This window comes from Psychromonas sp. MME2, assembly GCF_040566515.1.
Lineage (GTDB): Bacteria > Pseudomonadota > Gammaproteobacteria > Enterobacterales > Psychromonadaceae > Psychromonas.
This window is the reverse complement of record NZ_JBEWXI010000001.1, coordinates 39,987-66,238: the sequence shown is the minus strand read 5'-3', so window position 1 is coordinate 66,238 and position 26,252 is coordinate 39,987. Positions and strand designations below refer to the sequence as shown.

Here is a 26,252-nt window from a genome sequence, read left to right as displayed (position 1 = left end):
ACCACCACAGATAGTTGGAAATAAAGTTATTTTGGTGGCCCGCTGCAAACAGCTATGGCGATTTTGATAATGATGGCAAATCCAATTTTCAGGAATGGGTTAATGGAAGTGACCCGACATTAAAAAATTATTTTTATTAAATGAAAATTCATTAATGCTTACAGTGACTCCTCACAAATTTCAATCAGGCTCCACTGCAAGCCTTCCCCGGGTACGACGCAACAACAGGGGGCTGTCACTGTCAGCCGATGGCACCACGTACAGTTGTCGAATCGCTGGCAAGCATTACCCTTTAATTACTCAATAACAGCGCGCAAACAATGATTGAGTTTGACCTTACCATTAATAAACAAGCAGAGATTCAAGGAATAGGCTTTGATAATGACAATTCACTGAGTCTCGAAATAATGTTTCAGTTAACAGGCACTCAAAATTGGGGCGTTAGTGGTGACCGTGATACCGGTACAGGCCAGTCACAGCACTTCAAAATTAACGTGGGAAGTTATTACTCTGGCGATTATCAATATTTGGTATTGGTCGGTGATGATGATGCGCAGCGGTTGGTGGTGATCTGATTTCTTATCATAAATTATTCTGTTTATGAAAAAAGAGTTGTTGCTGAAAGTTATTATCAAGTACAGAAGCTATACGTGGAAACCATAGCCTTAAAAATATATGGTGATGCTTCAGTTGCAAGTGCATTAGAGCAAGCGTGAGCAGCCGAATATGAGCTTGCAGATATGCCCGCAGATAGTTGCAAGTAGCATACCTTTGCAGTTAACTGAGTAGATGCCACTCCAACAGGACCCAGTAGATCTCCAATATACCTGTAGATCCAGAGTACCAATTTATTGCACCTGTTTTAGGTACAGGCGGTATAGGCGTTAGCTATAAATACTGACAATCCATTTGGTTCATTCTGAAATCGATGGCCCGCGCACAGTATGTGTAGATTACCTCGTTTTTTTACCAGGATGCTACTGGGTATTTAACCTCAGCTAGATAATGCGTTAGGGGAAATCACGATTACGAAAACTATACTTCATGGAAAACCTAGTCATCATCGATATAAATGGTCATAGCACACAGCTAACCTATAGCGATGAAGGTTGGCTAGCATCAAGCAGTAAAAGGCGGATTAACCACCTCTTATCAATAAACTGATGTTCAGGACAGGTACGTTTTGTTACCTCGCCGGGGTATACTATGAAATTCATTCTGCAATCACCATGCGTGTCGTTGACAGTCTATTTTCTTACCTGAACGGTGATTACAAAGATTTAGACGTTACTGCTATGGTAATATCACCTCGGCTATTTTGAGTCGTTCCGATATTATGGTGCAAAATTATAACTACGACTAGTTAGGCCGTTTAATTGAACAGGTGTTAAACACCGCAGGTAGCAGCACATCGCAGCAATATGATTTAAACGATAATCTGGAAACAGAAGCCAATGGTTATAACGCCACATCAAGCAAGCAACTGACAGCTTAAATCGTTTAACGCAATATATGGACGAGTTAGGTAAGGTCATTAACTACAGCTACAATGCGCAAAACCAACTGACCACAGTAAGTGATTATAATGGCGCTATACCGTTTATGATTATGATGGTTTAGGACGTTTACAAACATTAATCAGTCCTGATACAGGTCGCACTAGCTATCAATACTACTACCTAGGGTATCGATTTAACCGACAATAATTGATGCACGCGGTCAACGTGTTCGGGAACGTTATGATCCATTAAATCGCCTCACTGAAAAGCAATATGATGCTGGGCGCGATGAAGGTGTCCGCTTTGGCTATGACTTAGTAGTAATGCTATCAAGTTAACAATGACAATAGCAGCATCTACTTTGCCTATGATTCACTTGCTGTTTAATCGAGCAAACTAATACATTATTAACCAGCACAAGTGGTGATATTGTTGCACACTCGCTATGGTTACGACGGGGTGACGGGGGATTAAACAGTATTACTTATCCTTCTAATATGTTGTTAATTATCAAACTAATGGTTTGGGTGAACTACTGGGCTGCTCCGGCTACTTGCCGCATTTCCTATGAGCCTTGTTGACAATATCCGTTATTCAGCGGGTGGTCAGATACAAAGTTTGCATTATGACAATGGCTTAACATTAAACACAGCTATATGATTTAAATGGTCAGCTAAGCAATGAAACAAAGAAATGGGCAGTGGAATTTGAGCTATGGCTATCATCTAATCTTAATCTGGGCAGTATCAGTAATGCAAACTTAAAAGTGCTGAAAATAAAAACTTTGGCTACCACGTTAAGACCGTTTAGGCAAAATGCGTAACGATAGCACAAGCAGGGGTCACCAGTATGATGGCGTGGGTAACCGTATTTCACAAACAACGGCATGGATATAAACGGCAGTACTCATGAGCAAAGCCACGAATACGTTTAGTTCCAGTTTCCCCCCATTAGTGAGTGTTAAACGCTAATTCGGCAACCTATGATGAAGTGGAAAATACATGACCTGCGGTGCGCTATTAAACTTACAGCTATAACGGTATAGGCGTTTAAAAATGTAGTGAATAGCGCAGTGGCACAACAGAATATTTTTATAACGGTTTGGGTGAACGTGTCATTAAACAAGTCGGTAGCGATACCTTCCTCTATTTTTACAACACCGCAGGGCAGTTATTAGAAAACGCAGCATTATCAAGGTGTGAGTAAACTCAGCACAAGCAGCGTTATTTGGTTAGGCGCGACGCCGATTGCACAGCTAACTGTTACATAGGTGTAACGCCACAAAACTGGTTTAATCTGCACTAGATCACCAATACGCCGCGTAAAGCAACCAATCAGCTGGACAGCGCGGTGGCAATGGCAGTCAGGATGCCTTTGGTAATGGTTTACCGAATGAAGATGTCGATTCAGATGGTGAGTTAACCACCATTGACCTGCGTTTCCCGGGAGCGATGCGGAATGAGGTTACATGACACACTACCGTTATTTCACGACCATCAGGGCGCTACATTACCTCTGATTCGATTTGGTTGACGGGGGATTAATACCTTTGCGTATGTTGGGAATCTGTAAATTATATCGACCTACTGGTGAGCTTGCATTTTTATTAGTAAACCCAATAACAATTGAGCCGCGGGGCAATTAGCTGGAGACATAACAGCTGTCGGGTATTTGGCCTTTGGGCAATTTATAATAGTGATGTTCCCAGTATTATAATGAAGATGCAACCCAGAATTAGCCCTGACGCTCCTGGGCGTCCAAATACTGTAATGGGCTATAAAGAACCTAAAAAGGGTAAAAGCATTTAAGTTAGAAACCCTAATGGAGAAGGAAAAGGCTACCCAGATAAGGGTGGAAAGGTATGGGGTGCGACTGGCCCTGCCGGAGCTTTGCCAGGTACACAGGCCCTGCCTATGGAGGTCACCATGGGATGTACAAGATTCCTAAAACAGGGAAACATATTAATGTGTACCCGGGTGGAAAAAGATAAATATTAATAAACACAAAAGAGAAAAATCATTAAATTACTATTTGCTTAGAATTTTTATCCGAAATGAAAATAATTTTTTTAACTGGTTAAACAGTTTAGATTGTGTAAAATGATATATACGGTAAGGGGTTATCTGTTTTTATTGATATTAAAAGAAGATATTAATGACGAATCATTAAAAAGAGATAAATCGCTGCTTTTATCGTTATGAAATAGATATGACGCAGCTAGCTGTATTCAAGAATGCTAATAATCAAGATTGGTTTTTTGGAAAAATCGTTCAGCCTATTGGAATAAAAAAGTATTTCCAGTATATGCAGAATAAAACTAATCGGGGAGACCTGCATCGTTTTGTTTCCAAAAGGGACAAAGGTAGGACAGCCATACATTTTTCTTGATTTTAAAGTTTTTTTGATGGCAAAGTAGAGGCGGAACTGGTCTTTAATTTTGAATGTTAGCTAACTATTCAAAGCCCTGCTTAGGTAACTAAGCAGGGCTTTTTTAACCTTCACTTTATACGGCATAATTTCCCGCTTTCCTGCTGGTTGTTGTAACGAAAATATCAACGAACGAATAAATTTACGAATTGAACGAGTGTCAATAGTCGTGGAGTTAGATTTTTAATATTGATTAAAAATAATAAAAAGGTAGGAGAGCCCCATATCTTTTTTAAAATAGATTACTTATCCTTCTAATATGCTTGTTAATTTATCAAACTAATGGTTTGGGTGAAATCACCGGGATTAGCGCTCTCAAATTGCCGACTTTCTATTCTAGCCTTGCTCGACATATTCTGTTAGCGGTGGTCAGATACAAAAGTTCGCATTATTAAAAGGTAGGACAGCCATACATTTTTCTTGATTTTAAAGTTTTTTTGATGGCAAAGAGAACTGATGAAATTGAGTTTTAATTTTGAATGTTAGCTAACTATTCAAAGCCCTGCTTAGGTAACTAAGCAGGGCTTTTTCTAACCGTTACTTTATGATGATTCTCCCATTTCTCCTGCTGGTTGTTGGCTGCAACTTGTAACCAAATTTACCTACTACACGCTTAAATACTACAGTCTAACCGTCAAGCCCCCCCCTTCTTTTATAGCATCATTCTCATTATCATATGTCACTCCATGCAATCGCATGTTTCTTAATCTGTCGAGGGTCTCAGAATACGCAACAATTGCTAAGCTCTTTTCTGCCCTGCTACAGGTTACGTAAACAACCTCCTGTTGTAACAGAAATAACCGAGTCTATACCTTGTTTTTCATTATCAATATCTCTTTGCGACAACTCAATAGCCCCAAATAGCTTTTCATACTTAAAGAGAAAGCCTTTAGAGCTTTCATCATCCAGAACGACCATAACCCGTTCGAACTCGCGTCCTTTATGCTTGGTGGGTAGACTAAAACCAAGTTTCTTCTGATATATACTTTGAATAGTTATTCACATGGTTTAATCATGAATTAGTGCTTATATTCACCAAAAGTTTAGGGCTTACTTTTCCTCATCTATATTTTCTTCATCATCCCGCATCAGTAGATAATAATATTTGGAAATTTTCAGGTAATAACAAAGTGTTCTTTTTCTCCAACTAATTTCACTACCTGTCGTAAAGAAACAGTATCAACTTGTACAGCTGTTTTAACTCATTCATCTAATCTTATTAACTTTCTTTTAAAACACCTATACATTTTGGATAAATGCTCAATTATTAGAGAGAATGACACTTGAATACTTTTTAATAATCCTTGCCACATCAAAATGATTATCAATAATACAGTTTCCATTAAAGGAAGGAGTTGCCTTGAGTTATAAACTTAGAGTACTGCTTGTACCATTAAGAGCTGAATCTCGTAAGCTATTTCAGACAAGTGGCATAAAGAAGTCTGAAAATTCCCCTGGCATTATGTTATTGCATGTTCAAGAGTTATGTTTTAATATCATTTGACTTGAATCCACTTTTATCAGAAGAAATCGGCAGACATTTGGGAACCGAATATTTTAATTCACCGACACGAGTTTAGGCTGGAGGTTACAAACAAGTCAGTGATTTTCTCTCCAGCTTTTTTCCACACACACAGAGAATGCTGAAAAAGGAGTCGTTAGACTGTTTGTTATTAATTCTAAGGCTAACAATAAATCTGGAGTAGAGTCAGATATTCGTTCCCAAATGTCTGCGATTTCTTCTGATAAAAAGTGGATTCAAGTCAATGATATTAAAACATTAACTCTTGAACATGCAATGGCTGCTGATAGAGGGGAAATTTTCAGACTTCTTTATGCCACTTGCTTCTGAAAATAGCTTACGAGATTCAGCTCTTAATGGTACAAGCAGTACTATTAAGTTTATAACTGAGCAACTCCTTCCTTTAATCGAAGCTGTATTAGCTGATAATGATTTTGATGTGGCGAGGATTATTAAAAAGTATTCAAGTGTCATTCTCTCTAATAATTCAGCATTTATCCAAGATCCTATAGGTGTTTTAAAAGAAGTTAATAATTCAGTGAATGAGTTAAAAGCGCTATTACAAGTTGATACTGTTTCTTTACGACAGGTAGTGAAATTAGTTGGAGAAAAAGAACTTTTGTTATTACCTGAAAATTTCCAAATATTATTATCTACTGATGCGGATGATGAAGAAAATATAGATGAGGAAGAGTTAGACCCTAAACTTTTAGCATGGGATAAAGCACTAGATTCATCATTAAACCATGTGAATAACTATTCAAAGTATATATCAGGAGAACTTGGTTTTAGTACCCACCAAGGCGTAAAAGGACACGGATTCAACGGGTTATGGTCGTTCTGGATGATGAAAGCTCTAAAGGTTTTCTCTTTAAGTATGAAAAGCTATTTGGGGCTATTGAGTTGTCGCAAAGAGATATTGATAATGAAAAACAAGGTATAGACTCGGTTATTTCTAGAACTCGGAGGTTGTTTTACGTAACCTGTAGCAGGGCAGAAAAGAGCTTAGCAATTGTTGCGTATTCTCAAGACCCTCAAGCAGTTAAGAAACATGCAATTGCATCAAAGTGGTTTATTGATGATGAAGTAATCTTGCTATAAAAGAAGGGGGGGCTTAACGGCTGACTCCTCATATTTAAGCGTGTAGTAGGTAAATTTGGTTACAACTTGCAGCCAACAACCAGCAGGAGAATGGGAGAATCATCATAAAGTAACGGTTAGAAAAAAGCCCTGCTTAGTTACCTAAGCAGGGCTTTGAATAGTTAGCTAACATTCAAAATTAAAACTGGTACCAGTTCTCTTTGCCATCAAAAAAACTTTAAAATCAAGAAAAATGTATGGCTGTCCTACCTTTTAATAATGCAAACTTTGTATCTGACCACCCGCTGAATAACGGATATTGTCGACAAGGCTAGAATAGAAAGTCGGCGAGTCACCCGAGACAGTAATCCCGGTGATTTCACCCAAACCATTAGTTTGATAATTAACAAGCATATTAGAAGGATAAGTAATACTGTTTAAAAAAGATATGGCTGTCCTACCTTTTTATTATTTTTAATCAATATTAAAAATCTAACTCCACAAGCCTTATTGACACTCGTTCAATTCGTAAATTTATTCGTTCCGTTGATATTTTTGGTTACAACTTGCAGCCAACAACCAGCAGGAAAGCGGGAAATTATCATAAAGTGAAGGTTAGAAAAAAGCCCTGCTTAGTTACCTAAGCAGGGCTTTGAATAGTTAGCTAACATTCAAAATTAAAACCGGTTACCAGTTCTCTTTGCCATCAAAAAAACTTTAAAATCAAGAAAAATGTATGGCTGTCCTACCTTTTACCTTTGGAACGAAAAACAATAAGTGTCCCCTATTAGTTTTATTCTGCCGTATTAGCTGGAAATACTTTTTATTCCAATAGGCTGAACGATTACCAAAAAACCAATCTTGATTATTAGCATTCTTGAATACAGCTAGCTGAGTCATATCTATTTCATAACGATAAAAAGCAGCGATTATCTCTTTTAATGATTCGTCATTAATATCTTCTTTGATATCAATAAAAACAGATAACCCCTTACCGTATATATCATTTACACAATCTAAACTGTTTAACCAGTTAAAAAAATTATTTTCATCTTTTTCGGATAAAAATTCTAACGAATAGCATTCTAATTCCATGATTTTTCTCTTTTGTGTTTATTAATATTTATCTTTTTTTCCCACCCGGGTACACATTAATATGTTTCCCTGTTTTAGGATCTTGTACATCCCAGTGTGGGCCTCCATGGGCAGGGCCTGTTGTACCTGGCAAAGCTCCGGCAGGGCCAGTCGGCACCCATACCTTTCCACCCTTATCTGGGTAGCCTTTTCCTTCTCCATTAGGGTTTCTAACTTTGATCCCTTTACCCTTTTTAGGTTCTTTATAACCATCATCTTCTGTTGGACACCCAGGAGCGTCAGCGGCTAATTCTCCAGTTGTTTCTTCATTATAATACTGGGGAACATCACTATTATAAATTGCCCAAAGGCCAATACCGACAGCTGTTATGTCTACAGCTAATTGCCCCGCGGCTGCAATTGTTATTGGGTTTACTAATAAAAATGCAAGCTCACCAGTAGGGTCGATATAATTTACAGGATTCCCCCCAACATACGCAAAGGTATTAATCCCCCCATTCAACCCAATCGGATCAGAGGTAATGTAGCGCCCTAAACGTGGGTCGTAATAACGGTAGTAGTTGTAATATAACCCTGATTCCGCATCATAAATCTGCCCCGGGAAACGCAGGTCAATGGTGGTTAACTCACCATCTGAATCGACATCTTCATTCGGTAAACCATTACCAAAGGCATCTGACTGCCATTGCCACACCAGCTGTCCCAGCTCATTGGTTGCTTTACGCGGCGTATTGAGGTGATCTGCATGCAGGTAAACCAGTTGTGGCGTTACACCCTCTGTAACAGTTAGCTGTGCAATCGGCGTCGCGCCTAACCAGATAACGCTGCTTGTGCTGAGTTTACTCACACCTTGATAATGCTGCGTTTCTAATAACTGCCCTGCGGTGTTGTAAAAATAGAGGAAGGTATCGCTACCGACTTGTTTAATGACACGTTCACCCAAACCGTTATAAAAATATTCTGCTTGTGCCACTGCGCTATTAACTACGTTTAAACGCCCTTCTGCGTTATAGCTGTAAGTTTGATCACGCACCGCTGAGGTCAGTGTATTTCCCACTTCATCATAGGTTGCCGAATTAGCGTTAACACTCGCTAATAGATTGGACTGCCAAACGTATTGGTAACTGTCATCCGTACTGCCGTTTATATCCATCGTATTTTGTGAAATACGGTTACCCACGCCATCATACTCATAACTGCTGCTTGTGCTATCGTACGCTGCATTTTGTAAACGGTTATTAACGTGGTAGCCAAAGTTTTTATTTTCAGCGCTTAAGTTTGCATTACTGATACTGCCCAGATTAAGATTGAGATCATAGCCATAGCTCAAATTCCACTGCCCGGTTACGTTTTGATTGCTTAGCTGACCATTTAAATCATATGACTGTGTTAATGTTAAGCCATTGTCATAATGCAAACTTTGTATCTGACCACCCGCTGAATAACGGATATTGTCGACAAGGCTAGAATAGAAAGTCGGCGAGTCACCCGAGACAGTAATCCCGGTGATTTCACCCAAACCATTAGTTTGATAATTAACAAGCATATTAGAAGGATAAGTAATACTGTTTAATACCCCCGTCACCCCATCGTAACCATAGCGAGTGCTGGCAACAATATCACCACTTGTGCTGGTTAATAATGTATTAGTTTGCTCGATTAAACGGCCAAGTGAATCATAGGCAAAGTCAATGCTGCTATTGTCATTGTTAACTGAACTAAGCTTACCAATAGCGTTACTACCTGAGTCATAGCCAAAGCGGACATCTTCATCACGCGCAGCGTCATATTGCTTTTCAGTGAGGCGATTTAATGGATCATAACGTTGCCCAACACGTTGACCGCGTGCATCAATTATCTCGGTTGGATTACCTGCATCATCATATTGATAGCTAGTGCGACCTGTATCAGGACTGATTAATGTTTGTAAACGTCCTAAACCATCATAATCATAAACGGTTGTAGCGCCATTATCATCGCTTACTGTGGTCAGTTGGTTTTGCGCATTGTAGCTGTAGTTAATGACCTTACCTAACTCGTCCATATATTGCGTTAAACGATTTAAGCTGTCGTATTGCTTGCTTGATGTGGCGTTATAACCATTGGCTTCTGTTTCCAGATTATCGTTTAAATCATATTGCTGCGATGTGCTGCTACCTGCATGTAACACCTCAATTAAACGGCCTAACTCATCGTAGTTATAATTTTGCACCAGTGCAGGTGTGCCGGAACGACTCAAAATAGCCGAGGTGATATTACCCATGGCATCATATTCTAAATCTTTGTAATCACCGTTCGGGTAGCGAATAGACTGTAAACGACGCGCATCATCATAAATAAATTCAGTAGTATTATTGCCCGGCGAGGTAACAAAACGTACCTGTCCTAAGTTATCGTATTGATAAGAGGTGGTTAATCCGCCTTTACTGCTTGATGCTAGCCAACCTTCATCGCTATAGGTTAGCTGTGTGCTATGACCATTTATATCAATAATGGTTTCAGGTTTTCCATGAAGATTGTAGTTTTCGTAATAAGTAGTTTGCCCTAACGCGTTGTTCACTGAGGTTAAATACCCGGTCACATCCTGGTAAAAAAACGAGGTAATATCCTGCACATCTGTGCGCGGGCCATCGATTTCAGAAATCAAACCAAATGGATTGTCGTATTTATAGCTAACGCCTATACCGCCTGTACCTAAAACAGGTGGATCAATTGGTACTACTGGATCTACAGGGTCTGTTGGATCTACTGGGTCTGTTGGAGTGGCATCTACCTCGGTTAACTGCAAAGGTATGCTACTTGCAACTATCTGCGGCATATCTGCAAGCTCATATTGGCTGCTGAGCGCTTGCTCTAATGCACTTGCAACTGAAGCATCACCATATATTTTTAAGGCTATGGTTTCCCACGTATCACTTTCTGTTACTTGATAATAACTTTCAGCAAGCGACTCTTTTTCATAAACAGATAGGTTACTGATGATCAGATCACCACCAACATTCGCATCATCATCACCGACCAATACCAAATATTGATAATCGCCAGAGTAATAACTTCCCACGTTAATTTTGAAGTGCTGTGACTGGCCTGTACCATTATAGCGGTAGTCACTAACGCCCCAATTTTGAGTGCCTGCTAACTGAAACGTTGTTTCGAGACTCGGTGAAGTATCATTATCAAAGCCTATTCCTTGAATCTCTGCTTGTTTATTAATGGTAAGGTCAAACTCAATCATTGTTTGCGCTGTTATTGCATAATTAAAGGGTAATGCTTGCCAGCGATTGCCAAGCAACTGTACGCTGGTGCCATCAGCTGAGACAGTGACAGCCCCTGTTGTTGCATCATCTTGCCCGGGGAAGGCTTGCAGTGGAGCCTGATTGAAATTTATTAAGGCCGGTGAGTCTAGCGTTAATGAATTTTGATTTAATGAATAATTTTTTAATGTCGGGTCACTACCATTAACCCATTCCTGAAAATTGGATTTGCCATCATTATCAAAATCGCCATCAGCTGTTTGCAGCGGGCCACCAAAATAAGTTATTTCCCAACTATCTGCTAATCCGTCATTATCTATGTCGACAATATTTAGTGCTGTCAGCTCAGAAGGGAGCGCGGTGATAGCAATTTTTTCACCGCTGATTAAGCTGTGATCATTTATTAACAGCGCTTTTAATGACAGTGCTGCTTGTGCATCGCCGTATAAATCAAGCGCAACACTTTCCCAAGTTGCCCCCGCTGGCACCTCATAAAAAGCCCCTTCTAAGTTACCTTTTTCATACAAAACAATATTGCTAAATTCAATCTCTGTTTCTAATCCAGCATCGTTGTCACCGATAAAAACTAGATTCTTAAAATAACCTGTAAAATGGTCGCCAACATTAATTTTCAGATGTTGTGAGCTGCCAAAAGCACTGTAACTATAGGTATTAAGCCCCCAGTTTTGAGTTCCTGTGAGTTTAAAGCTCGTTTCGCTAGAGGCGTAAGTGTCATTATCAAATCCAATTCCCTGAATTTCAGCCATAGATGCAATATTGACATCAAACTCCATCACCGTATTTACGGTCACATCATAATCAGCAAGCAGATATTGCCAGCGATTGCCTGAAATATTGAGTGTTTTACCATCAACACTCACGTTCACCGCGCCAGATGCAGCTACATCTTGAGATGTAAAACTTTTCGGTGCTAACTGATTAAAATCAATATTAAACGAAGCGACCGTTAACCGTGATTCGTTTAATAAATATGCTGACGGGGTATCGGCTGCAACGCCTCCCGCGTACGTTAAACATCCCATCAAAGAGACCAGAGTGATGATGTTTTTAGCTGTGTTGTTCATTTCATAATCCTTGTTTTCTGTTTTATTAAATAAAACAGGTTAAATCCTGACTGCCTAATAAGGCGTAAACTGTTTCTCTGTTTTTATTGGTTAAATTTTTGCAATGCTTTTAGCCGTTAATAAGCCATTCGCATCGTAGTCATAAATTGTTATCTGATTACCTATCGTGACACTGGTCGGCAGGTTAAAAATGGGATGCCAAGTGGTAGTGATAATACGCTGCTCTGGCGTGCCTGCGGCTTCTGTACGTTGAATTTCTAATCCGCGTGCGTTATAGATAAACTCGGTAGTAACCCCTTTCCAATCGGTTTTTGATTTAAGCTGACCGTCCGGATAGTATTCGTAATTTTGGTTGGCACCTAAGCAGCTTGCCGTGCTGACACCTTCAACGGTTTCCAGGCGTTTTGCCCCGGCGATGGTGTTGTAGTTATAAATGGTTTGTTTGCCCAGCGGGTTAGTAACCGTAGTTTTATTAACGTCAAACTCAAAGGTGGTTTTATCAGTGTCATTGGCATGCTTGGAGACCACCGCACGACCGAGCGCATCATATTCCCATGTGGCATAACGGGCACCGTTTTCATCGGTGATGCCCGTCAACGCATATGGATGACGACTGTCTTCATAATGGTAACGGCGCACAGTTTCTTTACCCGAAACTAGCTTCTTAGTGACTGTTTCAAGGTTCGCGTATTGGTCGTAACCATAAGTTACCACTTCACCATTAGAGGAAGTGAGGGTAGTTAACTTGTTTTTGTCATCGTAGGCAAACAGCAGCTGGTTATTGGCATCGTCTTTAACGACTTCAAGGTTTCCGCTTGCATCATATGTGAGATGATGTGATAGCCCTGCGGAGTTAGTTCGGCGAATTAACTGCCCCTGTGCATTGTAATGCTCAGTTTGGTTGCTTGCAGAGCGGTAAATCCAGTGTAATAACTCACCCGCTTCATCTTCGACACGTATTAAACTGTCGGAAGTGATGTTAGTTGGTTTATAACTACCATCTTCTTGCAACGCAAATCGACGGTCAGCAAACTGGCTGCTGTTTAAACGAACCGTATTGCCAAGCTCTTCAAGTAAACCAAAGTAGTTATGGGTCCAGTTTTTATAACCTGCTAAGCGGGTTTCTCCATGAATTTCGTTCACAAGCAACCTCACATAACCAGCGTCTGTACTTTTATAGCCAACTGGTTGAAAGTGTGTTGCCCACTCAGCTGTATTGGTTTGAGTTTGAATTGCATGTTGACGAAGCTCCTGCGCCTCCAAGCTACGTTGACTGTTATAACTACGCGCAAAGTAAAGCGGGTAAGAGCCAGTTACAAGTATGTCAGGTGTTTCAGCTTGTACTTTTGTGCCATTAGAAACAATGACAGGATTGCCTGCACACTGTTGAACAACTTCAGGGCCAGTGCAAACACCACTTTCTAAATCAGGTTTGTCGGGGGGGCAGTATTTGGTGCAATCTCCAGCCTTCTCATCCCACGTAAACGGTGACTCACATTCTTTAACGCATTGACCATTTCTAGGTACTTGGTTCCCTCGACATTTTCCAAACATATCATGATGCCAATTAATGCTGCCAATATTTTGCCAAACATAGAAAAGCCCTGTTGTCCATTCATTACAACTACCACCTGCATACTGGCTTTTAGGTATAGAAGCATATATTGACATACAGGCTTTTTTTGCTTCTACATCATTTTGAAAGTATCCCCGATTCCATTGTGTTTCAGAAATAACGATAGATGATGTCATCATTAAAGCAATCCAAACAAAAAATTGAATGCTTGTTCGTAAGTTCGCTTTCATTGTCTTTGTTTATCCTTATTAAAGTATGTGTAATAGATATAAAATTAATTTTTTGAAACGTTTTTACCTGTTAATAACCCATTGCCATCATAGCTGTAAGTTGTTTTTTGATCACCAATAGTCACTGTTTTTGGTAGGTTGAAGGTCACATGCCAAGTGGTGGTTACCACACGCTGTTCAGGTGTGCCAACTGCTTCAATGCGCTGAGTTTCTAAACCTCGGTCGTTATAAACAAACTCGGTTTTAATGCCCTTCCAATCAGTTTTAGATTTAAGCTGTCCATCCGGGTAATACGCGTAGTTCTGATTGGCACCTAAACAGGATGCAGTAGCAACACCTTCAACAGTTTCTAAGCGTTTAGCACCTGCAATCATGTTGTAGTTGTAAATGGTTTGCTTGCCCAGTGGGTTAGTCACCGTAGTTTTATTAGTGGCAAACTCAAAACTGGTTTTGTTAGTTTCATTGGCATGCTTTGAGACAACCGCGCGGCCAAATTCATCGTATTCCCATGTTGCATAGCGAGCACCATTTTCATCGGTAATACCCGTTAATGCATAAGGGTGGCGGGTATCTTCATAATGATAAGTACGTACTGTTTCTTTACCCGAAACTAACTTCTTAGTCATGGTTTCCAGGTTGGCGTACTGGTCATAACCGTAGGTGATTAACTCGCCTTTGGAAGTTCCTAGGGTTAATAACTTACCCTGCCCATCAAAGTTAAAGTCCAGCTGATTACCAGCATCATCTTTCACTAGGTCTAACTGGTTGTTTTCATCATAAGTAAGGTGGTGGGATAACCCGGCACGATTAACGCGGCGGGTTAATAAGCCTAGGGCATTGTAATATTCCAGCTGGTTATCAGCCGAGCGGTAAATCCAATGTAATAACTCCCCCGTTGCATCTTCAATACGCGTTAAACTATCAGAAGTGATATTGACAGGTTTATAACTGCCATCGGCTTGTTTGTTGAAAGCACGATTAGCAAACGCACTGCTGGTTAAGCGTACGCTAGCGCCGCTGTTGAATGATTCTAATTGACCACTGTAGTTATGTGACCAGTTTTTAAAGCCTGCAACCCGTGTATTGTTAATTAACTGAGGCTCTAATTGCATGACTAACTGCGATTCTAATCCAGTGTAATCATTAGGCTGTACATATTTCGTCCATGTCAATTTCTGCTCTGGCGGTAGCGTTTGTATTGTTATTTGGTGCAGTTCCTGCGCTTCCAAACTGCGTTGGCTGCTGTAGTTTCGTGAAAAATTCAAAGGAAATGCACCAGTTCCCTTAATTTCAGGTGTTTCATATTGCACTTTAGTGCCGTTGGAGATCAGTACAGGGTTACCTGCACATTGCTGAATGGGCTCTTTTTTATTTTCAGGCGCAAGACAAGCACCACTGCCGGAATAGCTGCCGCTGCTGTTTTTAGTCAGATCAAGAAAAGGGGTTTCGGGGGGGCAGGATTTGAGGCAGTCTTGGGCTTCGCTATCCCAAGAATAGGGAGGAATGCATACATCATACCCTATAAAATAAAACCAAATTGGAGCACCAAAGGCCCCACCACTAATATAGTAGGCAAATCGATATTCATACCCTTCATAAGTATAAGCCCAGCCTTGTAAAACTTCTTGACGTATAAGCCCTTGCTGTTTATGCAGCTCATATTTTTCACAATCACCACACTCTAAAATATCTTGAGATATTGGCCCTCCTCGATAGCATGAAAACCCTAGATGGAAAGTTTCTGATGCAAGTGAGCTTGCGCTCATAAGTACAATTGAAAGTACAAACAAAACCAATGGAATCATATATTTCCTTTTATTATTCAAAGCAATGGCCCCTTTCTGAAGGGAAATTGGGTCACGTCTTTAATCTTGATGTCAAAACTAAAACCTTGATACCTTATGCAAGCATCTCCATACTTTCCTTTTCGGTGTTTTTTAAACTCTTTATTTATCATTTTCAATCCAACTTCCCTGTTTTAAATTTATAAGTGACTTTTGCTTTGAGAGGTCAATAACCCATTACTATCATAGTCATACGTCGTTACCTGATTCCCTACGGTGACACTGATCGGCAGGTTAAACTGCGGATGCCAGGTAGTGCTAATAATGCGCTGCTGCGCTGTACCAACCGCTTCTGTTCGTTGAACTTCTAAACCACGTTCGTTATAGACAAACTCGGTAATATTGCCTTTATGATCAGTTTTAGATTTAAGCTGACCATCTGGGTAGTATTCGTAGTTTTGGTTGGCGGCGAGGCAGGATGTTGTTGCCACACCTTCAACGGTCTCTAACCGTTTAGCGCCAGCAATGGTGTTGTAGTTATAGATGGTTTGTTTACCCAACGGGTTAGTAACAATGGTTTTATTAACGTCAAACTCAAAAGTGGTTTTATCCGTGTCATTGGCATGCTTGGAGACAACCGCACGACCGAATGCGTCATATTCCCATGAGGCATAACGGGCACCGTTTTCATCGGTGATGCCCGTCAACGCATATGGATGACGGCTGTCTTCATAATGGTAACGGCGCACGGTTTCTTTGCCCGATGCTAACTTTTTAGTGACCGTTTCAAGGTTAGCAAATTGGTCGTAACCATAAGTTACCACTTCACCATTAGAGGAAGTGAGGGTAGTTAACTTGTTTTTATCATCGTAGGCAAATAGCAGTTGGTTATTGGCATCGTCTTTAACCACTTCAATATTGCCGTTTGCATCATAGGTTAGGTGATGCGATAACCCTGCGGAGTTAGTTCGGCGAATTAACTGCCCTTGTGTATTGTACTGCTCAGTTTGGTTGCTTGCAGAGCGGTAAACCCAATGTAGTAAGGTACCCACTTCATCTTCAATACGAGTAAGAGAGTCTGAAGTGATATTGGTTGGTTTATAACTGCCATCTTCTTGCTGAGTAAATCGGCGGTCAGCAAACTGACTGCTATTTAAGCGAACTGTATTGCCAAGTACTTCGAGCAAACCAAAGTAGTTATGCGTCCAACTTTTGTAACCCGCTAAACGAATGCCATCCGTCGGTGGAACAAGCATTTCGACATAACCAATATTTTCCCCTTTATAACCAGCTGGTTGAATGTGTTTCATCCACTTAGATTTATTGGTTGTGGGCAGTATTTGAATCGATTGTTGGCGAAGTTCCTGTGATTCTAGACTACGTTGGCTATTGTAATTACGCGCAAAATAAAGTGGATAAGCGCCTGTTGTTAGCATGTCGGGGGCTTCAGTTTGAATCTTAGTGCCATTAGAAACAATGACAGGATTGCCTTTACACTGCTGAATAACTTCAGGGCCAGTACATACACCATTTACTAAATCAGGCTTGTCGGTTGGGCAGCGCTTTACACAACCTGTTTTCAGGTCTTCACCTAAAACGTCTAATTGGTCAAACAAATATGGTGCGTAACAAATCTTTTTCATTGTTATTTTGGCAGACTCTCCTTTTACAATTATTCTGTCGTAGCTTATACGTAAATCACCTTGAATAGTTCCACAACCAGCATAAGCGTCAACTTCAAGGCGCAAAGAATAATCTCTTGTTGTTTCTCTATAGCCAGAAGCTAAAGATGCCCCAAAGAATTCTGGATTCATTCTGACATTAAGCGGACACCTTTCTTGGCTATCTGGAACAATCCAATCAACGACAGCTTGAGCACTACTAAAACCACAGTATTGAGGATTTTGTGCCCCAAACCAACCATACCCATAGCTATTAAAACCACTATCATTAGCAAAGCAGTAATCTGAAAAGAAATAAACTATCTCCTCTTCTTTGTCGCTAGCTTTTGACGTAGGGGAGCTGGTTGGATAAAGTGATAAAACAAAATTGTAAGCTTTTTGATAGCTATCAAATTCTGCTGTCTGGCCTTTTACTTCGGCAATATAAATCATGGGAGATGCATAGGAATGGGCACATAGTGTAATTAAAATAAACATCAAAAAATACTGCCACTGTTTTGAAAAAATAGAGGTAGTGCGCATACTAAATCCTTTTAGTTTTATTAGTGGTTAAAGTGAATGTAGATAAAAACTAAAAGCAACCCGTCTTAGCTCCTGAATAAAGCACTTATAAATTATAAAGTTGCGAATACTAGGGATATAAATGTAAAATAGCAACTACCTACTCGGGTAGTATGGTTAGGTTACATATAAAATATGACATTATATTGACAAGAATCATTAAAATGTAGTTGTTAATACTGAAAGCGGGTTAATGTTTGCATAAATCATATCAAAAGGATTAACAATATTTTAGCTTCTTAAATTCTAACCTCATACATAAAAAACAAGATAAAACAATTCCAACAACACCTTACATTGCAGCTAGTTCGTTAGGTTGATTTGGGCTTAGCTAATCTCTTTACACCGCACATCTTTTTCACTTGGTGGGAATCACCCCAATTTTTTACTCTTTGATGAGCCCGCTCAGCATTCGATGGGAACTAAAAGTGTTAATGCGATGCTTTCTGTACTTTCTAGTACTCCCTGCCTGCAAAGTATTGTTGCGGCTTCATTTGATGAAAGTGATGATACATTCAGAGAATCGACGAATGGTATTAGCAATTTCAAGCTAATAAAATTACCACGTAAAATAATTAACCTTTTATAATTTGCTTTTTTTAGGAGTAGGTGGGGACTATGTTTCTTCCCCTCTTAGTTTTTTAAGTTTGAAGTACATAATTTTAAACTCTTTGGACGCTGTAGTTTGCCCTGTCTTTTCTTCTCGAATAGTAATTAATTGGGTGTATGCTACGTAAGTTCCGACCAGTATATCGCCAGCTGCCTTATGAAAGTAGAGTCACCTTTAGATGCTTGTGGGTGTGTCGCCAGGGCGTATTTTATATGGAGAGCATTGTGTCTCGATATAGTATGAGTAAGTGTCAGAAGCAGTTATACCAATCTGGAAAATTAACTGGTCAGGTTCATCCAATCCCTAAAGCACATTTTTTTTACTCTTTCAGGAAGACTAATAAAATCATTCCAAGCCTTGCATATTGCATCGACTATATGGTCTGATGTGGTTCAATACTACCGGACACTACTAAAGACTTCAGTTAATATGTCTAGTAGAGGTAGATTATGAATAAGAAAAAAGTACGTCCAATTTTTACAGTTGAGTTTAAACAAAGTGCAGTAAAGTTAATTACTGAGCAGGGGTATACACGCCAAGAAGCCGCTAATAATCTTGGTGTATCGCTGAGCGCAATTACTCGCTGGGTAAGAGCCGAAACGCAAGTTGACTCAAAAGCAGGCTCAAAGCAATCAACATTAAACATATCTGAGCGAGCTGAGCTGGAGATATTACGCAAAGAAAACAACCGGTTAAAAATGGAGCGTGATATTTTAAAAAAGGCCGCAGTCTTCTTTGCGAACGAAAAAGAATAAGATTTCAGTTTATTCAGCATCATAAAGAAGACTGGCCAATTAAAGTAATGTGTCGCGTCATGCAAGTAAGTTCAAGTGCGTTTTATGCTTGGCAAAATGCGCCTACTAAACCTTTTGATGCTTTGGGTTTTAATATAGACAGTGCGGTGCAAAATACCTTTAACAGTCACAAAATGACCTTGGGTAGTCGGCGCATGGTGACAGAGTTGGCAAAGCAAGACATTACGATTGGCCGTTACAAAGCCCGCTCAATGATGCGTAAATTAGGGCTTGTGGCTCGCTATCCCAAGAAATATAAAACGACAACTGATAGTAATCACAATAATCGAATTGAACCGAATAAATTAAATAGGAAATTCACTGTTGATGAGGCTAATCGTTATTGGACGACAGACATTACTTATATCGCTACGCATCAAGGGTTTATCTATTTGGCGATTGTCATGGACTTATATTCTCGCCGTATAGTGGGTTGGTCTATTGCAGACAATATGCGTACTGAACTATGCGATTCAGCCCTTAACATGGCTTATTGGCAGAGAAAACCAGCATCGGGGTTAATGCATCATTCCGACAGGGGAAGCCAATATACCAGCGATGATTATAGGAAATTACTTAGCAGCATGAAAATGGATGTGAGCATGAGCGGTAAAGGGGAATGCTGGGACAATGCCCCTACAGAGCGATTTTTCCGCAGTTTAAAGCATGAGCAATTAAACTATGAAACATTCAAAACAAAGAAAGCAGCAGAGCTAAGCATTTTAGATTATCTTGCTTATTACAACGGTAAACGCCCACACTCGGTTAATGGGTATTTATCACCGATTCAATATGAAAATAAAGTCGCTAAGAAAGTGTCCGGTTTTTATTGACCATTACAAACTGATGTTATTAGTACACATGCTCCACAGGACATAAAAGACTTGTTTAATGAGTACGAATTCGCAGTAAATGGGGACTTCTCGGATATAAACTATGACTCATCGTGCTTTAAACCCAAATCAATGCTTGGTGTTGAAAGTAAAAGTCTGCTTAAAAAATACCTTCAAAACCCAAGTGTAAAATATAATATTTCTTCTAGATACGTTGAGGAAGATGAGCATGAACTTGATTGGATTGAGCAAATAGTTCAACATTTCAATAAGAATGAAAAGTGAAAAAATTAATATTTTACGCGACACTTCTACTTATGACCGAACTCCAAATTATTTAAAGTCATTGCCTAAGCTCTTAGGTAGTGGCTTTAAATTTTGATCAAGCTAATAGAAAATTTAGCTCTGGCTTAATCTTTTAACTTTTTATATTTACTGAAAATTTTATTTCTAATCAATATTAAAAATCTAACTCCACAAGCCTTATTGACACTCGTTCAATTCGTAAATTTATTCGTTCCGTTGATATTTTTGGTTACAACTTGCAGCCAACAACCAGCAGGAAAGCAGGAAAGCAGGAAATTATCATAAAGTGAAGGTTAGAAAAGCCCTGCTTAGTTACCTAAGCAGGGCTTTGAATAGTTAGCTAACATTCAAAATTAAAAACCGGTTCCAGCTCTCTTTGCCATCAAAAAAACTTTAAAATCAAGAAAAATGTATGGCTGTCCTACCTTTTACCTATTGGAGTTCTCCACACTTTCATCCCAACTCCTAAACATGCGCCTTGTAACCACCCCCCTAAAATTAAAGGGTAAAAGCTGAGTACTAAAAACAATTCAATAGGCTTTTTTTCTACACCCTGCATAAAATTTTCTATAAAGTAATCAATAAACAATGTAGATTGAAAGTACGGTTAAGAAAATAGATTGAAAGTAAGTCTTAAATTAATAAAAAGACTGAAAGTGCGGTTAAGAAAATAGATCAAAAGTATGGTTATGTAGATCGAAAGTACGGTTAAGAAAACAGATGAAAGTAAGTCTTAAATTAATAAAAAGACTGAAAGTGCGGTTAAGAAAATAAATCGTATGGTTATGTAGATCGAAAGTACGGTTAAGAAAATAGATCGAAAGTAAGTCTTAAATTAATAAAAAGACTGAAAGTACGGTTAAGAAAATAGATCAAAAGTATGGTTATGTAGATCGAAAGTACGGTTAAGAAAACAGATCGAAAGTAAGTCTTAAATTAATAAAAAGACTGAAAGTACGGTTAAGAAAATAGATCAAAAGTATGGTTATGTAGATCGAAAGTACGGTTAAGAAAATAGATTGAAAGTAAGTCTTAAATTAATAAAAAGACTGAAAGTACGGTTAAGAAAATAGATCAAAATGACCTGGTCAACTCAATTCGGCCACCCTAGTTAAGTTCGTTAAGCTACTTCTTTTAATGATTTATTCATACGCTCAAATTCATTGGGGCTCTGATAATTTAGATATGAATGCATTCGTTGGCTGTTGTACCACATCGTGATGTAATTCAATACATCTTGCTGGGCTGCATAACGCGTTCGGTAATTACGCCAGTGGACTCGTTCCTGTTTCAAGCTACCGAAAAAGCTTTCTGCTACTGCATTATCCCAACAACATCCTTTTTTGCTCATGCTGCCTATAAATTTATGCAACCTCAGTATCCGCCTATATTGATGGCTCGCATATTGAACGCCTTGATCTGAGTGTATTATCAACCCGGCTTTAGGTTTTCGTTGCCATATAGCCATTGTTAGGGCATCACAAACAAGTTGTGCTTTCATCCTGCTACCCATACTCCAACCAACAACTTTACGAGAATATAGGTCTATTACGACAGCTAAATACAGCCATCCTTCAGAAGTCCATATGTACGTAATATCTTGCACCCATGCTTGATTGGGACGTTGAACATCGAAATCCTGTTTAAGTTCATTATCATATACAGGCTTCTTGTGATCGCTATTGGTTGTTGCTTTATACTTCTTCTTATAACGTACCCAAACGTGTGCTTCTTTCATCAGTTGCGCTGTTTTCCTACGTCCTACAGGAAAATCAAGCGCATTTAATGCCTTCTGAATGCGTCTTTCACCATAGGTATTATCGCTAAACTCGGCAATATTTTTAACCCATTGCAACATCTCTTGGTGCTCTGTATTTGCTGGTTTCTGAGACTTCCGCTTTTGATAGCTGTAGTAATTATTGTTTTTCACACCCAACACGTGACACATCAATATCACAGGCCAGATCTTCTTATTTTGGGCAATAAACGCGTATTTTACTTCGTTTCTTTGGCAAAGAAGACCGTCGCTTTCCTAAGAAACACTTTCTTCTACTGGTTGAAGCTCAAAACCAAACTTAGCAGCCCTTTGTTTAAGATTTTTAATAACCCTATCTTTATAATTTCTTTCGTATTGCTCTGCGCCTGGATCTTTATATTTCATGCCATACCTCATAGCATTGTAATATAAAATAGCGATCTTTCTTGCTGTCGCCGTTACTGCTTTTGACTTACCTATTCTTGCTGATAGTCTTCGATAAAATGCACCTAAAGCAGTATCTGATCTCCCAACGGTTGTCGCTGCTAATCTTAACTGGGCAACTAAACGGTTATTGCTCTTTCGTGATCGGGCGGATAATATTTTTCCCCGCTGATCTTAGATCCCGGGCATAAAGTTAACCATGATGTGAAATGGTTAGCACTCGGCCATTTACTCATATCTAAGCCACATTCTGACATCATTCTTAGCGCAAGATATGGTCCGAATCCATGAATTTGAGTGATATCATTCCCAACTATTTGGTATATTGCCTTTCTTACATCAAAGTTAAGTTGATTTGGTTGCCTTGTTTTGTGCTTAGGTTTTGGCAAGGGTTCTTCAGGCACTTCCTTATTAATAGCTAACTCAGCCAATACTTTTTCTACCTCACCATCACATTCATGAATACTGATTTGATAAGCATCGTACATAGCTAAAGCTTGCTTTAATGCAAAAACATGCTCAACTTGATAATTTCCGGTTAGAGCTTTTCTTATCTTTTCTTTACTCGCTTTACAGCGAGGATCACGATATTCCGCCAACTCTTCTGGAGACTTAACTCCTTTCACAATTGATCTGATTATATTCATGCCTGTGACGCCTGTTATATCAGATACAACTAAATTCAGTTGGATATTCATAAACGTTAATGCTTTTTGCATATGCTGAATATGAGCAGCTGCATAATCGGATAAGCGCTCACGAACTCTTAAGTAGCTACGCAACTCGACTATTTTTTCTTCAGGCCTAAAGCTAGCCTTAAGTAAACCGCAAGCATGCAGTCGCTGAAGCCATTGTGCATCATTCACATCCGTTTTCCGGCCTGGTACTGAACGACTTTCTCTAGCATTACAAAGAATCACTTTGATACCATGATCTTGTAAAATTTCATAAACAGGAACCCAATATACGCCTGTTGATTCCATCGCGGCTGTAGTGATGCCTTTTTTCACAAGCCAATTAGCCATATCAGATAAATCAGTTGTAAATGCCTCAAATGTTCTAACTGGCTCATCGGACATATCGGGTGGGATTGCTACAACATGGAAGCTCGCGCCGATGTCGATACCAGCAGAGGAAGCATTTAAAACAGGCAATGATTGTATTTGCTTAATTTTTTTATTCATAACTCCTCCGATCAATAAATTAATCTGGATGGAGGCTCGGATAAATCATTTTCCTAAACGGGGTCATAATGCCACCAAAATTGGGTCCGCAGATCCTCCTGAGTCAGGTTTTTTAACGGGATTTAAAATCACCAAAAGGCGAACGACTACTTTCCAGATTATGGTGAAAGTATAGGATATTTTCCGTGTTTCTATTTAGATGGGGGCGAGGATGCTAGCTAGGCTGTTTTTTAATATCTCACGCTCCATTTCCAAGCGTTTTACTTGTGCTTTTAACTTACGGATCTCTTCTTGCTCAGGCGTTAACTTACCATTTCCTCTAAATGCATGGCCATCGTCATTTTCAGCTTCTTTTATCCAGCGACCAAGAATCTGAGGAGTTACCTCTAAATTTCTAGCTGCTTCGGCAATGCTATAATTTTGCTCTCTTATGAGCGCAATGGCATCAAGTTTGAATTCTTTTGAATAGGTTTTACGTGTTTTCATTTCAATCTCCAGTTAAATCAATTATGTCTTAACTGGGTTAGTCGAATCAATTAAACCACGTCAAAAGTATGGTTATGTAGATCGAAAGTACGGTTAAGAAAATAGATCGAAAGTAAGGCTTAAATTCAACTTCTTTTTTTAAATTGGTGCGACCTTACAGGAACAAAATAGGGTCTTTATATAAACTGATAATTTACACGTAATTATTAAAATATAGAATAGATGGCAGAATATACCAAACATGCCATCAATCCTTTTTTAGATTTACACATCAATATTTAGGTCGACGCATATTACAACTCTGACAAAGTGAATTCGACATATAGTTATTACATAAATTCTGGTATTCAACACTATGCCAAATATCACTTACAGATTTTTGATTCAAATTACCGAAGTTTCCTAATTTTTTCCGTTCCTGGTCAGGGGCACAACAAACATTAAAGCGTCCATTTGGATCAACCCACATCTCTTTCCCAAGAAAGGGGCACTCCCCCTCAGGTGCAATATTATCAACTTGGGTAGGATCCAATTCAAAAAAGTTATCAAGAAGGATCTTATGCTCGCTAGCATCATTGTGCCTATCTGCAATATTATGACAAATTTTAACTGTCTCATTCCAAAGCTTTATTGAATCACTATTTTTACGTAAAGATAATGATTTTATTTCTTCAAAATGAGCCCATAAGTGATGACCTTTTACACGATTAAAACCAAGCTCAATAGCCATTTCGACCATAGCAGGAATTTCTGCTACATTAGTATCTAAAAATGTTAATTGCATTGTCATCTTGCAATAATTATTGGTTTCTTCAGCAACTTGGTCACGAACAGCGATGAAACGCTTAGCATTATCTATATGCTGCGTAAAACTAGAGCGAGGCATAATTTGCTCTTGTGTCTTAGCCGTTGCTCCATTCCATGAAATTTTAACATCACTCCCAATAGGTGTTATCCGCTTAGCCCAATACTCAACATTTTTCTCTTTATTTGGGCTAGGGAAAGTTCCATTTGTTGTAAGGTTTATTTTTAATTTCAATTCTTCACACAAATCTAAAATTAAATCAAAATGCCGATAAAGTAATGGTTCTCCCATAGTCGAAGGTATAAGCTCTGTAACTCCCATTTCAGCTGACTCACGAACAGCTCGTTCAAGCAGTTCTTTGGTCATATTCGCTCTTTGTGTCCCTTCTCGTTTACGTTCACTTTGAGACACTGCATACTCAGAATGATCTTCGCACATAATACAATTAAGGTTACAACTATCAGGGTTAGTATCTATCGTTATTCGCCACGGTATTGTATTTACTCCTTTCATGCCAATAGCCCTTTATATATGTTTTCCATATCTATAATTTGATCTGCAATATCAGGTATATCGCCACTTTCACTAAATGGGTATCCTCGATCACCCAGTTCAGCAGCCCATGAGTGATTATCAACCATTCGCTGCATCTGTTTACTCATTTCATCAACGGAACGATGTTCAAATAACAATCCGTTAACTTCATGATGGACGTATTCTGACATTCCCCCCGTATTCGCCGTAAGCACAGGTACCCTCGCTTGCTGTGCTTCATGGATGACTAATGGTGAATTTTCAACCCAAACAGACGGTACTACTATTGCGTCAACTTTATTGAATACATCTTCAACAATCTGTTGGTTTTTATATTCAGTCATCCATTCGACCTGCTTAGATTTACCTCCAGGTAAGCTATCAGCGATTTCTTTTAGCGCATTACTCTCCTGCCCTCGAGATCTCCCCAAATACGGAGCGTTGCATTACCTTCAATCATTCCAAAAGCTTCAATTAATTGATGAATACCTTTAGCTGGGATATGAGTTCCTATATAACCAAAAACAAATGTATCTTCGACTTCTCTTTTACGGTGCTGCATTCGCTGGCGATCAAACCCATAATCTAAGTAAATACTTTTACCAATAGGGAGACCAAAATCTTTTTCATAACGGCTTTTCAAATATTTCGCGGGCGATATAAATAGGTCAACTTGATCTACAACCTCTCGGATATGTGTCATTC

At 39.2% G+C, this 26,252-nt stretch carries 17 protein-coding genes and 2 pseudogenes; 5 read left to right on the top strand and 14 right to left on the bottom strand.

Translation table 11 applies throughout. The annotated features are described in order from the left end of the window. Window positions 1-320 precede the first annotated feature (320 nt). Window positions 321-575: a hypothetical protein gene (locus AB1A03_RS00275; protein WP_354622607.1), complete on the top strand. Its 255-nt coding sequence runs from the start codon at window positions 321-323 to the stop codon at window positions 573-575. 519 nt (window positions 576-1,094) lie between these two features. On the opposite strand, the gene AB1A03_RS00270 is transcribed toward AB1A03_RS00275, so the two are convergent. After that, window positions 1,095-1,217 carry a hypothetical protein gene (locus AB1A03_RS00270; RefSeq protein WP_354622606.1) on the bottom strand — a complete coding sequence of 41 codons (123 nt, stop codon included), beginning with the start codon at window positions 1,215-1,217 and terminating at the stop codon, window positions 1,095-1,097. A 3,468-nt stretch (window positions 1,218-4,685) separates the two neighbouring features. Beyond that, window positions 4,686-4,844: a hypothetical protein gene (locus AB1A03_RS00260; protein ID WP_354622605.1), complete on the bottom strand. Its 159-nt coding sequence runs from the start codon at window positions 4,842-4,844 to the stop codon at window positions 4,686-4,688. 917 nt (window positions 4,845-5,761) lie between these two features. On the opposite strand from AB1A03_RS00260, the gene AB1A03_RS00255 reads away from it, so the two are divergent. Continuing rightward, window positions 5,762-6,391 (top strand): hypothetical protein, encoded by a 630-nt coding sequence (locus AB1A03_RS00255; protein ID WP_354622604.1) that lies wholly within the window; start codon window positions 5,762-5,764, stop codon window positions 6,389-6,391. An 860-nt stretch (window positions 6,392-7,251) separates the two neighbouring features. On the opposite strand, the gene AB1A03_RS00250 is transcribed toward AB1A03_RS00255, so the two are convergent. The 5 genes from AB1A03_RS00250 to AB1A03_RS00230 all read right to left on the bottom strand — a co-directional run bounded on the left by AB1A03_RS00250 (window position 7,252) and on the right by AB1A03_RS00230 (window position 17,756). After that, entirely contained in the window at window positions 7,252-7,623 is a 372-nt protein-coding gene (locus AB1A03_RS00250) for a hypothetical protein (protein ID WP_354622603.1), read from the bottom strand. A 28-nt stretch (window positions 7,624-7,651) separates the two neighbouring features. Continuing rightward, a complete protein-coding gene (locus AB1A03_RS00245; protein WP_354622602.1) occupies window positions 7,652-11,962 on the bottom strand; it encodes an RHS repeat-associated core domain-containing protein in 4,311 nt (1,436 codons plus the stop codon). 90 nt (window positions 11,963-12,052) lie between these two features. Then, window positions 12,053-13,768, bottom strand: coding sequence for an RHS repeat domain-containing protein (locus AB1A03_RS00240; protein ID WP_354622601.1), 1,716 nt, complete (start codon window positions 13,766-13,768; stop codon window positions 12,053-12,055). Window positions 13,769-13,812: 44 nt separating this feature from the next. Beyond that, window positions 13,813-15,573 (bottom strand): hypothetical protein, encoded by a 1,761-nt coding sequence (locus tag AB1A03_RS00235; protein WP_354622600.1) that lies wholly within the window; start codon window positions 15,571-15,573, stop codon window positions 13,813-13,815. A gap of 179 nt (window positions 15,574-15,752) precedes the next feature. Continuing rightward, on the bottom strand, window positions 15,753-17,756 hold the full coding sequence (locus AB1A03_RS00230; RefSeq protein WP_354622599.1) for a hypothetical protein: 2,004 nt from the start codon (window positions 17,754-17,756) through the stop codon (window positions 15,753-15,755). Window positions 17,757-18,210: 454 nt separating this feature from the next. Here AB1A03_RS00230 and AB1A03_RS00225 point away from each other — a divergent pair, with 454 nt between their 5' ends. The 3 genes from AB1A03_RS00225 (at window position 18,211) to AB1A03_RS00215 (ending at window position 20,032) form a co-directional block, all read left to right on the top strand. Beyond that, a complete protein-coding gene (locus AB1A03_RS00225) occupies window positions 18,211-18,384 on the top strand; it encodes a hypothetical protein (RefSeq protein ID WP_354622598.1) in 174 nt (57 codons plus the stop codon). Between the two features lie 470 nt (window positions 18,385-18,854). Continuing rightward, window positions 18,855-19,160 (top strand): transposase, encoded by a 306-nt coding sequence (locus tag AB1A03_RS00220; RefSeq protein WP_354622597.1) that lies wholly within the window; start codon window positions 18,855-18,857, stop codon window positions 19,158-19,160. Further along, the gene (locus AB1A03_RS00215; protein WP_354622608.1) at window positions 19,157-20,032 is read left to right on the top strand and encodes an IS3 family transposase; all 876 of its coding nucleotides are present in this window, start codon (window positions 19,157-19,159) and stop codon (window positions 20,030-20,032) included. Before AB1A03_RS00220 ends, AB1A03_RS00215 begins: the two co-directional genes overlap by 4 nt. Before the next feature lie 1,426 nt (window positions 20,033-21,458). Here the strand turns inward: AB1A03_RS00215 and AB1A03_RS00210 are convergent. The 7 genes and pseudogenes from AB1A03_RS00210 to AB1A03_RS00180 all read right to left on the bottom strand — a co-directional run. Further along, window positions 21,459-22,370, bottom strand: a pseudogene (locus tag AB1A03_RS00210) (IS3 family transposase); the annotation flags it as partial. Next, complete coding sequence (locus AB1A03_RS00205) at window positions 22,371-22,499, bottom strand: hypothetical protein (protein ID WP_354622596.1); 129 nt, start codon at window positions 22,497-22,499, stop codon at window positions 22,371-22,373. A gap of 158 nt (window positions 22,500-22,657) precedes the next feature. Beyond that, window positions 22,658-23,722, bottom strand: a complete 1,065-nt coding sequence (locus tag AB1A03_RS00200) for an IS110 family RNA-guided transposase (protein WP_354622595.1) — start codon at window positions 23,720-23,722, stop codon at window positions 22,658-22,660. Window positions 23,723-23,944: 222 nt separating this feature from the next. Next, window positions 23,945-24,208 (bottom strand): annotated as a pseudogene (locus tag AB1A03_RS00195) (transposase); the annotation flags it as partial. Between the two features lie 271 nt (window positions 24,209-24,479). Then, complete coding sequence (locus tag AB1A03_RS00190) at window positions 24,480-25,526, bottom strand: radical SAM protein (RefSeq protein WP_354622594.1); 1,047 nt, start codon at window positions 25,524-25,526, stop codon at window positions 24,480-24,482. Next, a complete protein-coding gene (locus tag AB1A03_RS00185; RefSeq protein ID WP_354622593.1) occupies window positions 25,523-25,978 on the bottom strand; it encodes a glycosyltransferase in 456 nt (151 codons plus the stop codon). Before AB1A03_RS00185 ends, AB1A03_RS00190 begins: the two co-directional genes overlap by 4 nt. Then, on the bottom strand, window positions 25,942-26,250 hold the full coding sequence (locus tag AB1A03_RS00180; protein ID WP_354622592.1) for a glycosyltransferase family protein: 309 nt from the start codon (window positions 26,248-26,250) through the stop codon (window positions 25,942-25,944). The genes AB1A03_RS00185 and AB1A03_RS00180 overlap by 37 nt, the downstream gene beginning before the upstream one ends. Window positions 26,251-26,252: the final 2 nt, after the last annotated feature.